Source organism: Balneola sp., assembly GCA_002694685.1.
Taxonomy (GTDB): Bacteria; Bacteroidota; Rhodothermia; order Balneolales; family Balneolaceae; genus Gracilimonas.
Map to the genome: position 1 here is coordinate 20,668 of NZMW01000012.1, position 18,316 is coordinate 38,983.

Consider the following 18,316-nt stretch of genomic DNA (forward strand, 5'->3'; position numbering starts at 1 on the left):
GATGACTTAGTGGAGATCGAAATAAATAATAACAACAGATGTCATTCCCGCGGAGGCGGGAATCTGGTTCTAACATAGAGCCTATAATGCCTTTACCCGCAGAGGAAAGAACTACCTTCTCAGCATACAAACAATCACTCCCCGGGCACCAATTTCGTAGTGCGAATTTCAGCATCTTCAAATAAAGTAGAGTCCTGATAGAGCCATCGGTATTGACCGTTAAGCCACATCTCTGTTTGGTCGCCGTAGTAATCTGAAAGAGGATTGCCAGACTGCCCCGTTGGGAGAATACTTTTACTTCTGCTCATATCAGATAAATCTGAAATACGACGAATGGATGGCCCAAGCACCATTTCAAACGCATTATTCCAGCGGTACTGTCCATTGTTTACACTCATTCCGTGGCTGGGGACTTTATAAGGGCCTTTGCTTAGAATATTTTCGACAATCATTTTCAGAGCATTGGGTGCATCAGGGGCGTTTGCAGCCCGGGAGAAAAGTGGAGGCTCGAAAGAGATGGTATGTAACTGCTCCCATCTCCATTCAAAAGGCTCACTTCCAAGCGAATCACTCAAAAAGAGAATAGCATCTTGCATGCTTTTAACCACCATATCTTCTTTAGTCTCAACAGAGTCGGTTATCACATTATCGAATAAAGTGCTTTCGGAATCGATGAGGGAAGTCAATGTCCGAACTGGAATATTCTCGTGGTGAATGAAATTTGAATACGCCACATCACCAAAGTCATCTTGGAGGGTATTCTCAGAGAACTTTAGGAAGAATACATCAAAAATAGAAGCGGCCGTTGACTTAAGGTCATACTCATAGTTCCAGTTTTCCAGATATGATATGGGAAGCTCAAAATTATAGGCATCCTGATTTCTGATAATGCTTAGAATTTTTGGGGTCATTTTTGCCGCAAAAGCTGAATAAGAATCGTTCTGCAGCTCCTGAAATTCTTCAGTGCCAAGGGTAGGGTTAGCCGTTAGTATTTCTTCAATTCGTTCGATCCTTGATGGCGGCTCCAAGAATGTCGCGATGTAATACGGATAATTATCAGTGGTGATTTTATTATTCGCGTTTGCGATCCATCCATCATCAGGGTTAATCAGGCGAGGCATTTCTGTGTGGGGAATGAAACCCTGCCAGTCTTGTGACGGATCCCAGCCTCTTCTTAGGGTGATGGGGTCTCCGGTTCGGATAGGAAGCTTAGCCACTGAATACATTGCGATGTTTCCTTCCACATCACCATACATAAAATTCAGACCTGGCACACCGAAAGTAGGGAGAGCATCCTTGAAATCCTGAAAATTCTCAGCCCAGTTGATGTTATACAATGTTCTCATCTCGTTGGTCTGCTCAAATCCAGTCCACTGCATGGATATGAGTTTATCTTCTGTAAGCTCTGGAACAGGATAGATGTCAGAAATAACCGGGCCGTGTTTGGTATAACGAATTTCGAAGGATTGATCATCAGCATCTTTCACTTTAATGATTTCCCTGATAGTAGTGAATTGCTCATAAGAAGCTGTTGAATCACTCAATGAGTCGGCCACATATCGGCCCCGATCCAAAGGATCTGCTTGCTCTAAAAAGAAGTCAGTATCGTCGCTCATAATGCTTGTGAAAGACCACGCCATGTGATCATTTTGGCCAATAATGACGGCAGGAACACCTGCCAATGTAGCTCCGGATACATTCTTCCCATTAAGGCTTAAATGCACTTCGTACCACTTGCCGGGCATATCAAGCCCGAGGTGAGGATCTCCTGCTAAAAGGGGATATCCTGATTCTGTTTTTGAACCATCTACAACCCAGGCGTTACTTCCTACATGGGTTCCTTCCATTTCCATTAGCTCACGCTTCTTAATTTCTTGTTGTAGCATGGGCATCAACGCAGAGGAATATCCCAAGGATTCAGCATCATCAAGTGAGGTTGGAGCGGTGTCGGGAAATCGGAGCTGGAGATCATCAAATTGGGAGGGAGGCAAAACTTCTTTGAGATAGCCGTAGGTGATTTCACTCCACCAACCCATGTTCAGTTCCCATCCCATCAGTCGGCTTACGGCAAGTGAACGGGCGGGCGTCCATTTGATGGGCTCGATTTCAGCTAAAGAAAATTGCACCGGTAACCGATTGGCATTGTTGGCAATATAGGCATTCACTCCGTTTGAGTAAGCTGCTAAAACCGTCCGTTCCTCCTGACCAAGAGTATCAATAAGCTGCTGAGCAATTTTCCAGAAGCCAAGCGTGCGTTGGTATTTATCCAGATTGATAAGTTCAGGATCATCCCCAAAAAATTCAGCAAAACGACCTTCAGCTGCAATTTGGGTAAGAGTCATTTGCCACAGGCGATCTTGTGCATGCACATAACCCAATGCGTAATATAAATCCTGCTCATTAGAGGCATAAATATGGGGAACTCCGTATGTATCCCAGTTAATATCGACATCTTCCGAAATTCCGTTTAAAGTGATGGTAGCCTCATAATCTGGCAGAGGTTTGTAGAAGGTCCAATAAAAGGCCAGGCCAGCGAAGCCAACGAACAAAATCACTAGAAAGAGAAGCAGCTTAAAAAAGGTATTCATGCAGAATGAGTCGTTTTGTGTTAGAGATGGAAATTAAACAATCTGCAGGCCATATAAATTGCAAAATTTTGAATTGAATGATTTTAACTTCGCTATGTTTATGATGGTGAATTATAAGAAAAGAAAATTATGGAACAGCACTCCGAAAGAGTTACACGAGAACAACTGATACATCAACTGGAAGGCGGACAAGCTTTTATTAAAGTTGAGGATTTGCTAAATGAAATTGAGTTTAAAGATTTGGGTGTCCGACCGGCTGGTTTGCCCTATTCATTTTATGAGCAGTTCTTTCACCTACGTGTAGCTCAGTTTGATATCCTTGATTTCTCCCGAAACTCCGAATACGAGCCAAAGCAATGGCCGGAAGATTACTGGCCGGTAGAGCAGGCTCCTGAAAGTGAAGAGGAGTGGGAATCCCTGAAAAAGCAGTTTTTTGATGAACGTAATGAGTTCATGAATTTCATTCTGGATCCGAAGAACAATTTGCAAGAAGAAATACCGCATGGAGATGGACAAACACTCTTTAGAGAAGCTTTATTGGTTCTGGAACATAACGCATACCACATTGGTCAGCTGGCTATTATCTTCAGATTGCTAAAGAATGAGTAATAGTTTTTTGCGAACAAGTATGATTTTTATATTGATAAATGATCCGATATAAACTTACCATTGAATTTGACGGTACCAATTTCTCCGGATGGCAAATTCAACCCACCGACAGAACTGTTGAAGAAGAACTTGAGAAGGCAATGTCCACGGTTCTTCAGTCTGAAATTGATTTAATAGGACAGGGTAGAACGGATGCCGGAGTACACGCTACCGGACAGGTTGCTCATGTCGATTTACCTGAAGAAGTCGATGTTGGGGAATTGCTCCATAAAACCAATAAGCTGGTTGGAAAGGAAGTACAGATAACAAAAGCAGAAGCCATATCTGATGACTTTCATGCCCGATTTGATGCTACCGGTCGTCAATATGAATATACCATCGTTACGAGGTGGATGCCGCTAAAAGAGCGCTACTCATGGCAGCTGAATCAACCCCTTGAGTATGATAAACTCGAAAGGTGTGCTGAATTGCTAAGTGGTGAATTTGATTTTGCAGGCTTTTCGAAATTCAACAAAGACAACTATACTACTCTTTGTGATATCCAGCTTTCCAGATTTAAAAAAGAAGGCGAGGTTATAAAATATCAGGTTCGGGCAAATCGCTTTTTACGAAATATGGTCCGTCGTTTAGCAGGCACTATGGTGCGCGTAGCACAAGGAAAGATTACAATAGAAGAATTTAAGGAGGTGCTGCAAAACCCTGATTCAAAAATTCCTACCTTTACAGCTCCTGCTCAGGGATTAGTGCTTCAGAAAGTTTTCTATAAAAATTGAAGAAAAGTGTTGAAAGTAGGTTAACAATGTGTTTATATTTGTCGCCCCTTCAAGAAGGGTTTTTTATTTATTGATGTTAGCAAAAGCTACACACATTCCTCGGTAGCTCAGTGGCAGAGCAGTTGACTGTTAATCAATTGGTCGTAGGTTCGAATCCTACCCGGGGAGCCAAGCGTTCCTTTCATGCGAACCCGACCTTTCGGGTTCGCTTTTTTTATGTCCAGCCAATCCATCTCAAGGGCCTTGTCGGCTATATATTGAACTTCGATAGTTCCGTCATTTGTCTTCTGGTTAACTAGAGACTCAACATTTTTTACCAAAACTTTTGTTAAATCACGCTTGGTATCGACATCGTTGTAATCATACAGGCTCACAAAACCTTTGAGCACTTTTTTGTATTCCGATGCTGAAATCGGACTTTGTTGTTTCAGGGTTTTTAATTGCTCGCTCAGGAATTCTATTTCATTTTCCTTTTCTTCAATTTCGAGCACTATTGATTCAAGCTGTGACTCATAGGTTTCTTTCAGGGAAGAGGCTGCGTTATCTGTGACAAGTTTAAGGGCATTGACTTTATCTTTCTTTTTGGACTTCAGTAAGTCCTGAATTTGCTTAATCCTTTTCTCGATCTCTTTGATTCGATCTTCCCCTTCATACTTAATTCTCTTCTTCATTGCCTTGAGCAATTCCGGCTCTTCGAGTAGTACGACTAAGGTTTTATATACAAATTCATCAAGGGTATGGACCGGGAGGTCTTTTGGATTGTGGTCTTTGGTTTTACCCTCGTTATTTTTCTGGACACATTTGTAGTAATAGTATTTCTTGTCGTGTCGATTGGTTGTGCTGGAGACGGTCATCCCACTTTCACAGAACCCACAAGTACAAAGGTCAGTTAGAACGGCAGGGGTATCACTTGTTATGTTAGATTTCGGTTCTGCAGCGTTTTGACTTATGATTGTCTGAACCTGATCAAAAACTTCCTGATCTACAATTTGCTCATGCTTCCCTTCATATACTTTCCCTTCAAACTCATACTTACCCAAGTAAGTGTGGTTCTTAAGAATGGTCAAAACCGATTTCTTATGAAACTTTCCTCCACCACGACTATTTCCCTTTAGAGTAATCCACTCTTTATTTCTGAACCCGTCCTTATTCAGTTTTCTCGCTACTTTACTTGCTGATTTCATTTTTAAATAGCGTTTGTAAATGTCTCCGACTATTCCAGCCTCATTTTCATTAACAACCAATTTCCGATCTTTTAGATCATACCCTAATATTTGATAACCACCGGGCCATAAGCCGGCTTTAATTGTTTCAAGTCGTTTTTCACTTGTTCGTTCTGAAACCATATCCCTCTCAAATTCTGCAAATACCAGCAACATTCTTTGGAGTGCTTTTCCGGCTGGGGAAGTCGTATCAATATCTTGTGTAACTACAGCAAGACTTACATCATGTTCTTCAAGTGTTTCTAAAAAATTCAAAAAATCTTGAAGGCTCCGGGAAACCCGGTCAATCTTTGTAACGATGAGGAGATCAAATTTACCCTCAGAAGCATCTTTCATAAGTCTTGCTATACCGGGTCTCTTAAGATCTTTTCCAGACTTTGTGTCCTTATACACTTCATAGTCATTGATCTTTTTGCCCTCAATACCACCCATCGTATTTTTTTGGTCGATCCATGTTTTACATTGGCTTAGTTGACCATCCAAAGAACTGAAGTCGTTATCAGATTGCTCTACGGTTGAAACACGGATATAGACGGCGGCTTTGAGGGATTTCTTTTTATTCTTTTTGGGCATATGAGCGAAATAAAATCAATTTTTCTTTCCTGCAATTAACAGAATTAATAGGACTAATTCACTTAGATTCGCTTAGCAATCCTTACATGCTTTTCCTATAATCCATTGTTAATAAAATAAGATACACAGATGGCATTAAGCTGGAATGAAATAAAGGATCGGGCACTGAAATTTTCCAAAGAATGGGAAGATGCTAAGAGTGAGCAATCGGATAAGCAAACCTTTTGGAATGACTTCTTTGATGTGTTTGGCATCAGCCGCAGGAGAGTAGCTACTTTCGAACAACAGGTGGAAAAGCTTGATAAAAATAAAGGTTTTATTGATTTATTCTGGCCCGGACAATTAGTGGCGGAACATAAATCTTTGGGGAAAAGTCTGGATAAAGCTTTTAAACAGGCCGTTGACTATACTTTTGGCTTAAGCGAACATGAAGTCCCCCGCTACATTATCACCTCTGATTTCCAGCATTTTAAGTTTTATGATTTAGAAGAAGGCGATGAACAGGAATTTGAGCTCAAGGATTTCCATAAATACATCAAGCTGTTCGGGTTTATAGCAGGTTATCAAAAACGGGAGTTTAAAGAGCAGGACCCTGTAAACATTGAAGCTGCTGAACTCATGGGTAAGCTTCATGATGAGTTGCAAGAAAGTGGATACACCGGACATAATCTTGAAATGTATTTGGTACGACTTCTTTTCTGTTTGTTTGCAGATGACACAGGAATTTTTGAACGTGACATATTTAAAGAATATATAGAGCTTAAAACCAAAGAGGATGGCTCTGACCTTGGCAGTGCTCTCGCCCAGTTTTTCCAGGTACTGAATGAGCCGAAAGAAAGCCGGCTAAAAACTCTGGATGAACAGTTGAGGGCTTTTCCTTACGTAAATGGCAAATTGTTTGAAGAGGCCATTCCGATTGCTGCTTTTAATTCTGAAATGAGAAACATTATTCTGGAATGTAGTGGTCTTAACTGGGGAAAAATATCTCCGGCCATTTTTGGCTCATTGTTTCAGTCGGTTATGGACCCGGAACAGAGGAGAAACCTTGGAGCGCATTACACTTCTGAGAAAAATATCCAAAAGCTTATCAATCCCCTTTTCCTCGATGAACTGAAAGAAGAATTTGAGAAGGTAAAAGGAAACTCCAAAAAGCTTAAGGAGTTTCATAAGAAACTAGCCGAGCTTACATTTTTAGATCCCGCTTGTGGATGTGGAAATTTTTTAGTGATTACTTACAGGGAGCTGCGCCTGCTGGAACTGGAAGTATTAAAGGCATTATATAAGAACCAACAGGTTACAGCGATTGAGGCTATTGTAAATGTAGATGTGGACCAGTTTTATGGAATTGAATATGATGAATGGCCAGCCCGAATTGCCGAAGTAGCTTTATGGCTTATGGACCATCAAATGAACTTGGCTGTTTCTGAAGCTTTTGGTTTATACTATGCCCGACTTCCATTAAAAAAATCTGCTACTATTGTATATGGAAATGCGTTGCGAATAAAGTGGGAAGATGTGATACCACAAGAGAAACTAAATTTTATTTTAGGTAATCCTCCATTTAGTGGTCACCATTACCAAAGTGAAGAACAAAAGGAGGATATGGATTTAGTTTTTAGAGGTAAGAAGGGTATAAAAGTTTTAGATTATGTCTCCTGTTGGTACATGAAAACAGCACATTATTTAGAAGGTAAAAAGAATAAAAAAATTGTTGCAGCCTTTGTCTCTACAAATTCGATTGTACAAGGAGAACAAGTGGCATTGTTATGGTCTGATCTTATTAAAAAGTATAATATAAAAATTCATTTTGCCCATCAGACTTTTAAATGGAGAAATGCAGCTAAAGGTGTAGCTGGAGTTCATGTGGTAATTGTTGGTTTTTCCAATTATGATGTCTCAACTAAAACTTTGTATGAATACAATGAGATTGATGGTGATCCTCTTTCCCGGAAAGTGAAAAACATAAACCCTTATTTGATTGAAGGGCCGGACCTAATAATCTCTAATATGAGCAACCCAATTTGTGATGTACCAAGAATGATTTGGGGAAATAAACCAACGGATGGAGGTCATTTACTATTTTCCGATAAAAAAGAAAGAGATGAATTTTTACAGGTTGAACCCGCAGCTGAGCCATGGGTTCGCCCTTATATAAGTGGCCGTGACTTTCTTAATAATCATTATCGATATTGTCTGTGGTTGAAAGATATTAGTCCGTCTGAATTGAGAAAACTCCCACACGTATTAAAAAGAGTTAAAGCTGTAAAACAAAGTCGGTTAAGTAGTAAAGCAGCCATTACAAGGAAAAAAGCGCAAACCCCAACACTTTTTGTCCAAATAGCTCAACCCGATACCAAGTATGTTGCAATTCCTGAAGTTTCTTCAGAGAATAGAATTTATATACCTATGGCTTATATGCCCTCTAAGGTTATTGCAAGTAATAAAATTCAAATGGTTCCAAATGCAAGTTCATATGTGTTTGGAGTATTGACTTCTTTAATGCACATGGTATGGACAAAATCAGTTTGTGGGCGATTAGAATCACGAATTAGTTATTCAAACACTATTGTCTACAATAATTTCCCCTGGCCTAGAGAACCCAGTACAAAAAATAAGAAGTTGGTAGAGAAGCGGGCACAAAAGGTAATAGACATTAGGGCGGAATTTAAAGACAGTAGTTTGGCAGATTTATACGACCCGTTAACTATGCCACCAAAATTGGTAAAAGCCCACCAAAAACTAGATAAAGCGGTAGATCTTTGCTACCGCCCACAACCCTTCACCACTGAAACCAATCGGATTGAGTTTCTCTTTGAACTGTATAAGGAATATACGGAGCCTTTATTGAATGGGAAGAAATAGTCTTATAAATATCTTGAATAAATCGACCAATAATGGAACAAGATAAATTCATTCAATTTTATATTAAAAATGCAAAACAAATTGGGTGGTTTCTTGGTGCTGGTGCATCTAGATCAGCTAATATGCCATCGGCTACCGATATAATTTGGGATTTGAAAAGGCAATATTATTGCCTCAAAGAAAAAAGAGATATCACAGATAATGATTTAAGTAATAAAAGTGTGAAGGAGACTATACAAAATTACTTTAATTCTACAGGCGCTCCAGAATTATGGTCTGAGAATGAATACAGCTATTATTTTAATTTGGTTCTTGGAAATGATAAGGAAATGCATCAAAGTTATCTGCAAGAAAAGTTGCATGAATCCAATATTTCACTCACTTCTGGCTCTAAAATACTTGCATCTCTTATGGGACAGAATCTTGCAAGAATAGTTTATACAACTAATTTTGACCATGTTTTAGAAAATGCATTTTCATTCATAAATGAAAGAAGTCTACACGCTTTTAATTTAGAAGGTTCACATGCAGTTTTGAATGCATTAGTTAATGAAGAATATCCAATTTATGCCAAAATGCATGGCGACTTTAAATATACAAGTTTAAAAAACCTGCCTGACCAGTTAATAGAGAATGATCAAGAAATTGAGAAAAGCTTTATATCTGCATGTACTAGATTTGGCATGGTAGTATGTGGATATAGTGGACGAGATCAAAACGTGATGAACGCTTTTAATAAAGTTTTAGAAGAAACCAATCCTTTTCCAAAAGGAATTTATTGGACAAAACCAATTAATGGAAATTTGTTTTCAGGTGTTGAAACATTTTTAGAAAAAGCAAAAAAGAAAGGTGTCAATGCTCAAATAGTTGAAATTGAAACATTTGATTCGCTGTTGAGTCGAATTTGGAAGATTGTTGAAAATAAACCAAGTGAACATCACAGAAAAATACGTAAATCAATTTCTTCTAAACCAAATATTTCCAAATTTGATAATGGAAACTCCTATCCATTGATTAGAACAAATTTATTTCCTATCAAATCACTTCCCAATCAAAGCGATTTGATTACTACGAATATAAAAATTTCAGTATCTGATTTTAGTCGCCGTTTAAGAGAAAAAAGCTCAGGAGCAATACTTACACATATAAACGAAAATGAGTTCTTAGCTTGGGGATCTAAGGAGGATTATTTTAAAATAATACCTGAGAAAGAAATAGCTTCCATAAAAAAAGAAAAGCTTGATAATTATTTAAATGATCTTTCAAAAAATTCACTTATAAAATCTTTTATTACAAGGGCTCTCATTTATTCTTTATTAAACAATAAGCCTTTGGTATTAAAGCGTAGATTTGGAGATTACTATGCTGTAATTAGTAAAAAAAGCGATGGTTTTGAGGGAATAGAGTCAATACTTAGAAATTCCTTAAAGAGCTATAACTTTGAACAAAGAAAACACATACCTCCAAAACATATCGTTAAAAGAATCGCAAGAGGTATATTTTATATGGAATCAATTGAACTTTCACTGGAGTATTTTGATGAAATGTGTTGGTTGGCAATAAGACCTGATGTCTGGATTGAACCAAGTTCTAAGAGAAAAGACGTTACTGATTTTATTAGAAATATGAAGAAAAATAGATATAATAGCGTTCAAAATAGCTTGATTGATGCTTGGAAAAAAGTATTATTAGGTAATAACGATACTGTCATTTTAAAATCATTTAATGATGAAGAGGAAATAAGCTGTAACCCTGAATTTGAAATTGTGACAACGACTGCCTATAGCAAAAGAATCAAAAATGCGTGAATTATCAACATTATCTGGCCACAAAAGAATTAATGAGCCTAGCTTAATATTTGCAAATAACAAGAGAGACATTCATCCTTTAAGAGGGTTATGTGAGCATGGACCATTTAGTAAATCGTTAAATTACCTGCAAGATATTCAGGTAGCGATTATTTCTCCTTTCAAAAGCAATTTTAAATTGATCAATTTAATTGGCGAGTTAAATAAATCCGCCAGTCCAAAAATTGCTCCTGATTACTATCCAGAATATCCTGGCTTTGAAAACTTATTTGAGACTAAACTTTTAACTCCTAAGTCAGACCTTACAATTGAATTACCACAGGAAGCTAATCAATTTGCTCAATCGGGTGATTACAAGACCATTACAAAATATTTATTACACGCAATATCAAAATTAGTAGCCCATAAATCTAGTATTAGTGTCGTATTTATATACTTGCCTTCCAGTTGGGAAAAATGCTTTACTGACGAGAACTTTGATCTTCATGATCAATTAAAAGCCAAAGCCGCACCTCTAGGTATTCCTATACAAATAATTAATGACAATTCAATTCAAACAAAATGTAGAGCAAATGTAATGTGGGGATTAAGTGTAGCCATTTATTCCAAAGCGGGAGGAGTTCCTTGGAAAGTCGAGGCCTTAAATGAAGACCATGCCTATATTGGTCTAAGCTATGCAATGAAAACCAGTAAAGAAGATGGCACTCAATACACTACATGTTGTAGTCAAGTATATGATCCCGAGGGTACTGGATTTGAATTCATAGCATTTGATACTCATGAGTTCACTCAAGATAGACAGAGAAACCCTTATCTTACTTACAATGAAATGCATGCGGTCATGTCTCAAAGTCTAAAAATTTACCAAGATAATCATGGTGGGAATATACCTAACAAAATAACAGTCCATAAAACTACACCTTTTACAGATCAGGAAATCGAAGGTTGTTATGATGCTTTTGGTCAAAATACTGAAGTTGAATTGTTACAAATAGTAAGACATCCTAAAATAAAAGGAGTGCGCTTTGACAATAAAAAGGCTGCAAATTATCCTTGTAAGCGAGGTAGTTATTTCCCAATAAGCAAAAATGAATGCTTGTTATGGATACAAGGTACTCTCGAAGGAATTACTAAAAGTGGAAAAGAGCTTTTTAAAGAAGGGGGACTAAAACCCATGCCTAAACCAGTTTTATTAAGAAGATTCTCAGGGGACGGAGGTTGGCATGAAACATGCTCAAGTATAGTAGGTTTGAGCAAAATGGATTGGAACAATAATACGATTTATAAATCAATGCCTGTTACTATTGTTTATTCAAAATTATTTGCATCTGTTGTTAAGAATGTTCCAGATATCAATAAAAGAATTTATGATTATAGATTTTTTATGTAAGCATATTATTAGACTCCATAAAAAATGGACTGATTAAAATTACACTCCCAAAATTAACCTAAAAAGAGAAGCATAAGCTTCCCTTTTAGGCTCAGGAAGCCCCATTCATTTCCGCAGCATACTCCTCCGGCTCTTTATAATTCTCCCGCTCTACTACTCGGGTATAATCACCAGATGCTTTAAGGTCGTAGAAGACGACCTTGTTATTTTTCTTCCGGGGAAGGATGGTTTCGATGTTGGCAAATGTTTTGCCGTGCTCCTCGGATTCGTTATGACTGATAAACAGCGTGGCATTCAGACCTATGAAGGCCTCCATGTCTACTCCGCTTTCCAACTCATCTCCAGAGAACTTAGAACCGCGCCATCTTTCGAGGTCCTTGCGAAGATTGGACTTCTCGTTGAGAGACCACGTATATCGTTTGGTAACGATGAAGTGCTTTCCCTCGGAGTCGGTGTCCTCCAGTTCGAAGACGAGAGACAATTTGTGTTTTGGTCCCCAAGGAGTGTCCAGCTCGCCTAGATCTACCACATCCACAAGGAGGGCATCCAAAAGGCCGTCGGGCGCAAGGGGGTATTCGATTTTTTCTTCTTTTATAATTAGTGCCATGATTATTGGGTTTAAGTGTTAATGGTAAAACGTCGGGTTGTGGTTTCCTTTAGAAACTCCTTGTAGAGCTGCGGGTGCTCTTTCTTGAAAGTTGTGGTATTGAACCGGCGTTGGGTAGAGTTCTTCCAGCTTAAGAGCCTCCGGCCAGCTAATGTCATATGCTCCGCATTGCCCAGTTCTTCTTTGAGCAAATGCTCAAGGGATTCCTTATGGGTTTTATACTCATTCAGGCGGTCTCTTACTTTCTGGAGCTGCTGGAAGTAGGCATAGAGCTTAGGGTTGGCCTCTACGGTTTCTCCTTCTTTCGCGTCCGGGTAGAGTATGAGCAGATCTTCATCCGTCATTGCATCCGGTGGTACATCTGCAATCACATGATCTTCCCACCATTCAATCACCTTTTGGGTGTTGATGGCGATCAGCTCTTCGTTGCGTTCGATGTATATCGGGTCGTGAAAGTAGCCGGTGTCCCTTTCTAGAATCATTAAATATCCATAGGAGTAGCCTGTCAGCATGAGGTAATGCATCAGCTGAAAATGCCAGCTAATAGGGTACTCGTTAGGCTCATTGCGTAAACGGAACGAATTTGTAGTCTTGATTTCGAGCACACCTGGCCCCGGATGCTTGTCGGAGCTTACGATCTGCCGGTCGATATTACCCCTCAGAAATGGATATTCCGGATGCTCATAGGGCTCAGAAATGTTGCGGACTTTCAGCCCGGTTATTTCGGTGAATTTTTCCGCGCAGACGGGCTCTAGTATATGCCCCATCTCTGTGATGGGCGTGGAGCCTTGAGGCTCTCTACGACCGGTTTTCAGCAGCCAGAGTTGAAAGGGTGTCTGGTAGGGAGACTTACCAAGTGCTGCTGCAACTTCGCTTCCGCCCAGGTATTCTTGTCGGGCATCTACCCACTCTTGGGTGGGAATGTTATCTAATAGTTTCATAGACATAGTATTGGTTGTTTTAAGGGTTGGTAGTAATAAAAAAGCCCACCGGTTATCCGGCAGGCTTGTGGTTTGATTCGTATTGTGGTGGAGGAGGCGGGTCATCCGGATCATCTCCCAAGAGCCAAAGCTTCAGGCCTTGCTTGATGGATTCGGTGACGGCTTCTATGAGTTCTGTTTTCGTACTCATGGTGCCGGTCCTCGCATTATGATTACTATTATCTTTACGACGAGTTTTGATAGACACATATTAGTTCAGATATATATTTTTAGTGAGGGTATGAAGCTTATTATGGCGCTGGATGATCTGATGAACCGGTGAGCTTTTTAAAGCTTCGGTTACACAGTTGTATCCTGCCCATAAAGTGTCCTCTGTAAATTCCTGGTGAGAGGGTTTCCAGAGTTCTTTAAAAGCAGCTGTTGATTGTGTAGCTGAGAGCACACCTTCACCAGTAAGTCGACCTATGAACTCGTACTTCTGATCTTGGCTCATGGGACGGCTTTTCATGGCCTGCACGTCTTCCTGTATTTGGTGGAAGTTATGCTGGCTTTTATAGACTGCCGTAACAATCTGATCATGGAGATCTTCATGCATGTCGTCCCCTTGGTGCTTCCGCATGACTTTGATATCGCCAGAAAAGACCAGGTTATCACACACCAAAACGGTGCTTCCGATAACTAGCCCGGCAGACATTGATTTGTCGTAACTATTACGCAGGCCGATAGCGACCTTAAGGTCTTCGTCAGCATTGGGATTGATTTTGAGGTAGGTAATGACTCCGAACATCTTTTGCCCATCAGAGCTGAGGGCATAGCTGTCTCCATCAAACCGGTATCCTTTGAGAATATCAGAGGCTACGGTATAGACATTAAGGGCAAAATCGTAATGATTAAGCGGAGTATAGGTGTTGGTTTTCTGTGGCTCTGGGATAGTTAAGAGCTGCTCGAGGGAACAGTGTTTGGAGCCGCATTGGGTGAGTAGTTGATTGGTCATTGGTCTTGGATTAAGAATTAGTGTTTTGTTAACACTATTCTTATACCAAAAAAGGCAGAGCATTTAGCTCTGCCTCCAAACGAATTAAATCATTTGTCATACATTTACCCAACACCTTGTTCACGCTCAAGGAGTTCTAATATAGAACCCAGTTTGCATTTAAAGATGATGAGATCATAGTATGGAACTTCTTCAATTTCTCCATTCGGCCAAACTGATTCATCATTTAGATATGTATCTATAGATTTCAGTAGTCTTTCCCCTACCATCGGAAGTGAACTGTAATCAGAATTATAAAGCTGAAACCTATTATCATAGGTGTCAGCAAACAAATCTATATACAGTAGTAAATCCTGTATAGAGGGTAAACTTATGTGGCTTTCAGTTAGAATTGAAATGTTTTTTTGATTCATGTTATGTGATTTTTAGTTTGAAATTAATCAAACTTGCATTTGCAAGTTTGTATCCTGCAATGCTAAAACACAATATGAATGCACAAGAATACCTATTTTAGGGTAAAGTTCATAGAGTACATTAGCTAATACCTTGGTTATTTTGATAGTTTATTACATATGACCTTATTGGTTTCTTCGATATTCTCTGCCAGAATACCCAGCATTCTTCCAAATACATCAATTATAGTATCCATTTGAAGATCTCCATTATATTTCTTGATCTGGTCCTTATTTAAACGTCGATTTCTTGTTTGCTCATAATTCTTGAACTCAATTTCTTTGAATAAAAAATGAGACTCCTTCGAACGTAAAAAATCAGATTTCTTAAAAACTATAATAGACTCTCCAAGATGCACTCTCATATTTCTTCTCACCCTATACAGATGACTTGCATTGAGTGGATCTTTGTAAAAAGGATCTTCTGATGTTTCTGAGGCAACAAATTCTTTTCCTAATGGAGTATGTTTAAAGTTAACATCCGGGTATTTCTGTTTAACTTCTATTCTTATAGCATCAATTGCACTTATATATGCAACAATATGAGCACTGCTGTACCAGTTCACAAATTTCAGGTTTTCTTTATCTGGACGAAATGATATTGCCCGCTTAGCGTGATAGACAGATTCACTAAAGTGATCTGCAACGATACTTAAATTTTTTTGGGCACTCTTAGATATTTCAAAGCTGTTGTCACTCCAAAATCCATTATGAACATTTTTATAGTGAGCTGGGGTCATTGAGATTGTATTACTATGAATGACGAAATATTATAGAAGCAGAATAAACATTCTATATTTTAGGATATAAATTAAGCAAATCTGGGTATAAGAACAGTGAAGGCCTTTAAAGGCTCATAAATCTTAACCAACCCTACCAACATGCAAGCAACCGTAGCAGAAGTATCTTTAAGATACTCCTCCCAGAAGTCCTATGACGAGATGCCAACAATAACCTCACCAGAGGAAGCAGCCGAGTTTCTTCGTGGAATTTTCGACCCCGACACAATTGAACTTAGAGAAGAGTTTTTTGTCGTACTTCTTAGCAATACCAAGCAAGTACTTGGCTATAGTAAGATCTCGATTGGGACGATGACCGGTACCTTAGTTCAACCCATAACGGTTTTCCAAACAGCTATTCTTGGGAACGCCCACAGTATTTTGATCTCACATTCACACCCCTCAGGGTGCTTGAGGGCTTCAAATTCAGACATCAATCTCAGTAAAAGGATTAGAGATGCTGGAAAATTTTTGGGGATTGACTTGGTGGATCACATTATCCTGACTAAAGAATCCTACACGTCCATGAAGGAGCTTGGACTGTTTTAAAGAGGGCAGTGCGCTCTCTTTTTAGCTCAAAATCCTATAAGGCAGATTTCAAAAAATTGGACAAAAAATATTCAGGGTTGGATTTGAGCCTGGTTTTTGAAAAACCCTGAAATTGAATTTAATTCGTGTTTGGAGTAGGTCTTTTGCCGGGGAGTGGGTTATGGAACCTTAATCCTAAAGAATCAGAATAATTATTAAAAAGAAAGAGCCCTGATGTATTCAGAGCTCTTTAGCCACGAATTTAATTAGAAATGTGCTTTCAGTAATACTCTCAGGTAGTCATCACCTGCACATAATGCCGGTCTTCGAAATGCCCGTCTTGATACATGATCTGAAACAAGCTGCTCAGACTATCTACTTGTGGAAATTCTGCCAGCCACTCTGCTATTTCACGATTGTAGGTTCATTTAGCATCCGGATTATTCTTAATCCAGAGTAAAAATTCGCTTTCGTTTCTTGTCATTTTCTTTGCTTTATTATTAGAGCTCATTATATGATTCCTCTTTCTTGTTATTAGTTTCTAGGGCAGCACCGGGTTCGGTGTCATTCCCTGCGTTATTGTTATTTGTAAAGCTTAGTGTTTTGAAGTCATCAGGGCTTAATTTTCCTGATGACACAGCTTTTTGAATGTTGGGGGCTTTTTCAGCCGGCCGTATTCATTCAAACTTTGTAGCCATATAGTGAATTACCCACGGTGACACGCCAAAATGCGAGGCTGTCTTTCGTATTCCGTGTTCATATCAGAATTCAAACACCTGCTGTTTTCCATGAACTTCTATAAGTTTGTTCATCCATCCGCGTGGCCCGGTATGTATGTCATTAATTTTAATCATTTATTTCTCCTGTATTTTAGGTGGGAGGTAAGTCAAATTCAGCCCAAACTTTGCAAAAATTCTTTTCTAAAAAGTCTTTTTGGGTTTTTTTAGTCTAAAATGGACTACCTCCAACCTGATTGGTTAGTTATTATTTAAAAGCTGCATTCTATGACTATTTGCTTCTTTTTTTGCAATGTTATAGACCTTTATGTTTTGTGGATTTTTGTAGGTGAACCCATGCCTCTGAAGCAGTTTACCCAGATACGATACCGAGGATGCTTTTGGCAGTAACTTCCGTTCCATCATGTGATTCATCAACTCCGTGGATGTCCATTGTAGCAACGAATGCTTGGGTGTAGTATCATCAGCTGGCCCGAAGTTTCGAAGCAGGATTTCTTCCAGAGCGGTCACTTGTCTGAACCTATTATTGTGAAGGTTTATGCGGTCAATATCTGCCCCATCAAACCAGTACTTTTCTCCAGCCTTGTATAATCCATACGCCTCGGCCATGACTTGATCCATATCGATTTCGTTTTGATAATCAATATGTGTGACTTCATGGATAAGGAATCTTCGGGACCCGGTTGTGTCGGTAAGAATTTGGGGATCGTTGACGGATCCGGTAAAGCTGGCCCGGCGAACAAGGGATTCTGGATCACGGCGGTACGCTTTACGCACCTTTATTTTCCCTTTTGTAATCACCTCTTTTAGTGCGCTTTCTTTCCCTTTATTCAGGGAGGCTAATTCGTCCAGATTTATGATCAAACACTCACTTAAGTACACCATCGTGTCTTTATTAGATGGATCCAGTTCACCTGGATAGGTATACTCTTTTAAAGGTTCGGGAAGAAGATTCGAATTTCAGGTACTCTTACCCATTCCTTGTTTACCTTCAAATACAAGTACACTATGGTTGCTTATTTTTTCTTCTATCCCACAAGCAATCATGGCTATCAGCCACCGTTGAAACGTCCATTCCCAATAGGCTTTATCCGTTGTTTGCACGGTATCCATGAGTTTTTGTAGCTCTTTCGTGCCGGTTACAGAAGGCAGGCTAGTAAAGTACTCCTTGAAGGGATCAAAGGTAGGGCAGAAGTCGGAATCCAGTATTACATGAAGAAACTGTTCTCCGCAACTCCCCTTAGAATTCTTAATATGCCTTAGAATACTTGCAAAGGCTCGCCGGTCGATTATTTTCCACTCGGCTTTACCTCGCTTGTGGTACTCTTTTCGTCCTAATACTACGTTATAGCGGAAGTCGTAGTGATACCCCAGAAAAGATTCGGTTTCATTTTTACCGCGTATAAACCGCCCTTCGAGTGCTTTTTCAATGGTCATCTGCCCATACGTAGC

14 protein-coding genes, 1 tRNA gene and 2 pseudogenes are annotated in these 18,316 nt (G+C 39.3%); 7 read left to right on the forward strand and 10 right to left on the reverse strand.

What is annotated here, in order from left to right; all coding sequences use genetic code 11:
• Positions 1–134 precede the first annotated feature (134 nt).
• Positions 135–2,588: a penicillin acylase family protein gene (locus CL667_13265; protein MAL18669.1), complete on the reverse strand. Its 2,454-nt coding sequence runs from the start codon at positions 2,586–2,588 to the stop codon at positions 135–137.
• Positions 2,589–2,717: 129 nt separating this feature from the next.
• Here CL667_13265 and CL667_13270 point away from each other — a divergent pair, with 129 nt between their 5' ends.
• From CL667_13270 to CL667_13280, 3 genes are all read left to right on the forward strand, one after another.
• The gene (locus tag CL667_13270; protein MAL18670.1) at positions 2,718–3,197 is read left to right on the forward strand and encodes a hypothetical protein; all 480 of its coding nucleotides are present in this window, start codon (positions 2,718–2,720) and stop codon (positions 3,195–3,197) included.
• Between the two features lie 38 nt (positions 3,198–3,235).
• Complete coding sequence (locus CL667_13275) at positions 3,236–3,970, forward strand: tRNA pseudouridine(38-40) synthase TruA (GenBank protein ID MAL18671.1); 735 nt, start codon at positions 3,236–3,238, stop codon at positions 3,968–3,970.
• A 96-nt stretch (positions 3,971–4,066) separates the two neighbouring features.
• Positions 4,067–4,141: transfer RNA gene (locus CL667_13280), tRNA-Asn, on the forward strand.
• 536 nt (positions 4,142–4,677) lie between these two features.
• Here the strand turns inward: CL667_13280 and CL667_13285 are convergent.
• Together CL667_13285 and CL667_13290 are read right to left on the reverse strand one after the other, a co-directional pair.
• Positions 4,678–4,824, reverse strand: a pseudogene (locus CL667_13285) (hypothetical protein).
• 444 nt (positions 4,825–5,268) lie between these two features.
• Positions 5,269–5,766, reverse strand: a pseudogene (locus tag CL667_13290) (hypothetical protein).
• Between the two features lie 129 nt (positions 5,767–5,895).
• Between CL667_13290 and CL667_13295 the strand changes: the two are divergent.
• Genes CL667_13295 through CL667_13305 form a run of 3 tightly spaced genes read left to right on the forward strand, consistent with a single transcriptional unit; the run spans position 5,896 to position 11,826 of the window.
• Complete coding sequence (locus tag CL667_13295; protein MAL18672.1) at positions 5,896–8,628, forward strand: SAM-dependent methyltransferase; 2,733 nt, start codon at positions 5,896–5,898, stop codon at positions 8,626–8,628.
• Between the two features lie 32 nt (positions 8,629–8,660).
• Positions 8,661–10,436: an SIR2 family protein gene (locus CL667_13300; protein MAL18673.1), complete on the forward strand. Its 1,776-nt coding sequence runs from the start codon at positions 8,661–8,663 to the stop codon at positions 10,434–10,436.
• On the forward strand, positions 10,429–11,826 hold the full coding sequence (locus CL667_13305) for a nuclease PIN (GenBank protein MAL18674.1): 1,398 nt from the start codon (positions 10,429–10,431) through the stop codon (positions 11,824–11,826). Before CL667_13300 ends, CL667_13305 begins: the two co-directional genes overlap by 8 nt.
• A 91-nt stretch (positions 11,827–11,917) precedes the next feature.
• Here the strand turns inward: CL667_13305 and CL667_13310 are convergent, their stop codons facing one another.
• The 5 genes from CL667_13310 to CL667_13330 all read right to left on the reverse strand — a co-directional run bounded on the left by CL667_13310 (position 11,918) and on the right by CL667_13330 (position 15,560).
• Positions 11,918–12,433, reverse strand: a complete 516-nt coding sequence (locus tag CL667_13310) for a hypothetical protein (protein ID MAL18675.1) — start codon at positions 12,431–12,433, stop codon at positions 11,918–11,920.
• 11 nt (positions 12,434–12,444) lie between these two features.
• A complete protein-coding gene (locus CL667_13315; protein MAL18676.1) occupies positions 12,445–13,488 on the reverse strand; it encodes a hypothetical protein in 1,044 nt (347 codons plus the stop codon).
• A gap of 136 nt (positions 13,489–13,624) precedes the next feature.
• Positions 13,625–14,431, reverse strand: coding sequence for a hypothetical protein (locus CL667_13320; protein MAL18677.1), 807 nt, complete (start codon positions 14,429–14,431; stop codon positions 13,625–13,627).
• A gap of 41 nt (positions 14,432–14,472) precedes the next feature.
• A complete protein-coding gene (locus CL667_13325) occupies positions 14,473–14,781 on the reverse strand; it encodes a hypothetical protein (GenBank protein MAL18678.1) in 309 nt (102 codons plus the stop codon).
• A gap of 137 nt (positions 14,782–14,918) precedes the next feature.
• Positions 14,919–15,560, reverse strand: a complete 642-nt coding sequence (locus CL667_13330) for a hypothetical protein (protein ID MAL18679.1) — start codon at positions 15,558–15,560, stop codon at positions 14,919–14,921.
• 141 nt (positions 15,561–15,701) lie between these two features.
• On the opposite strand from CL667_13330, the gene CL667_13335 reads away from it, so the two are divergent.
• Positions 15,702–16,148 carry a DNA repair protein gene (locus tag CL667_13335; GenBank protein MAL18680.1) on the forward strand — a complete coding sequence of 149 codons (447 nt, stop codon included), beginning with the start codon at positions 15,702–15,704 and terminating at the stop codon, positions 16,146–16,148.
• A 956-nt stretch (positions 16,149–17,104) separates the two neighbouring features.
• On the opposite strand, the gene CL667_13340 is transcribed toward CL667_13335, so the two are convergent.
• Positions 17,105–17,749 carry a hypothetical protein gene (locus CL667_13340; protein MAL18681.1) on the reverse strand — a complete coding sequence of 215 codons (645 nt, stop codon included), beginning with the start codon at positions 17,747–17,749 and terminating at the stop codon, positions 17,105–17,107.
• A gap of 75 nt (positions 17,750–17,824) precedes the next feature.
• A complete protein-coding gene (locus CL667_13345; protein ID MAL18682.1) occupies positions 17,825–18,301 on the reverse strand; it encodes a hypothetical protein in 477 nt (158 codons plus the stop codon).
• Between the last annotated feature and the right edge of the window lie 15 nt (positions 18,302–18,316).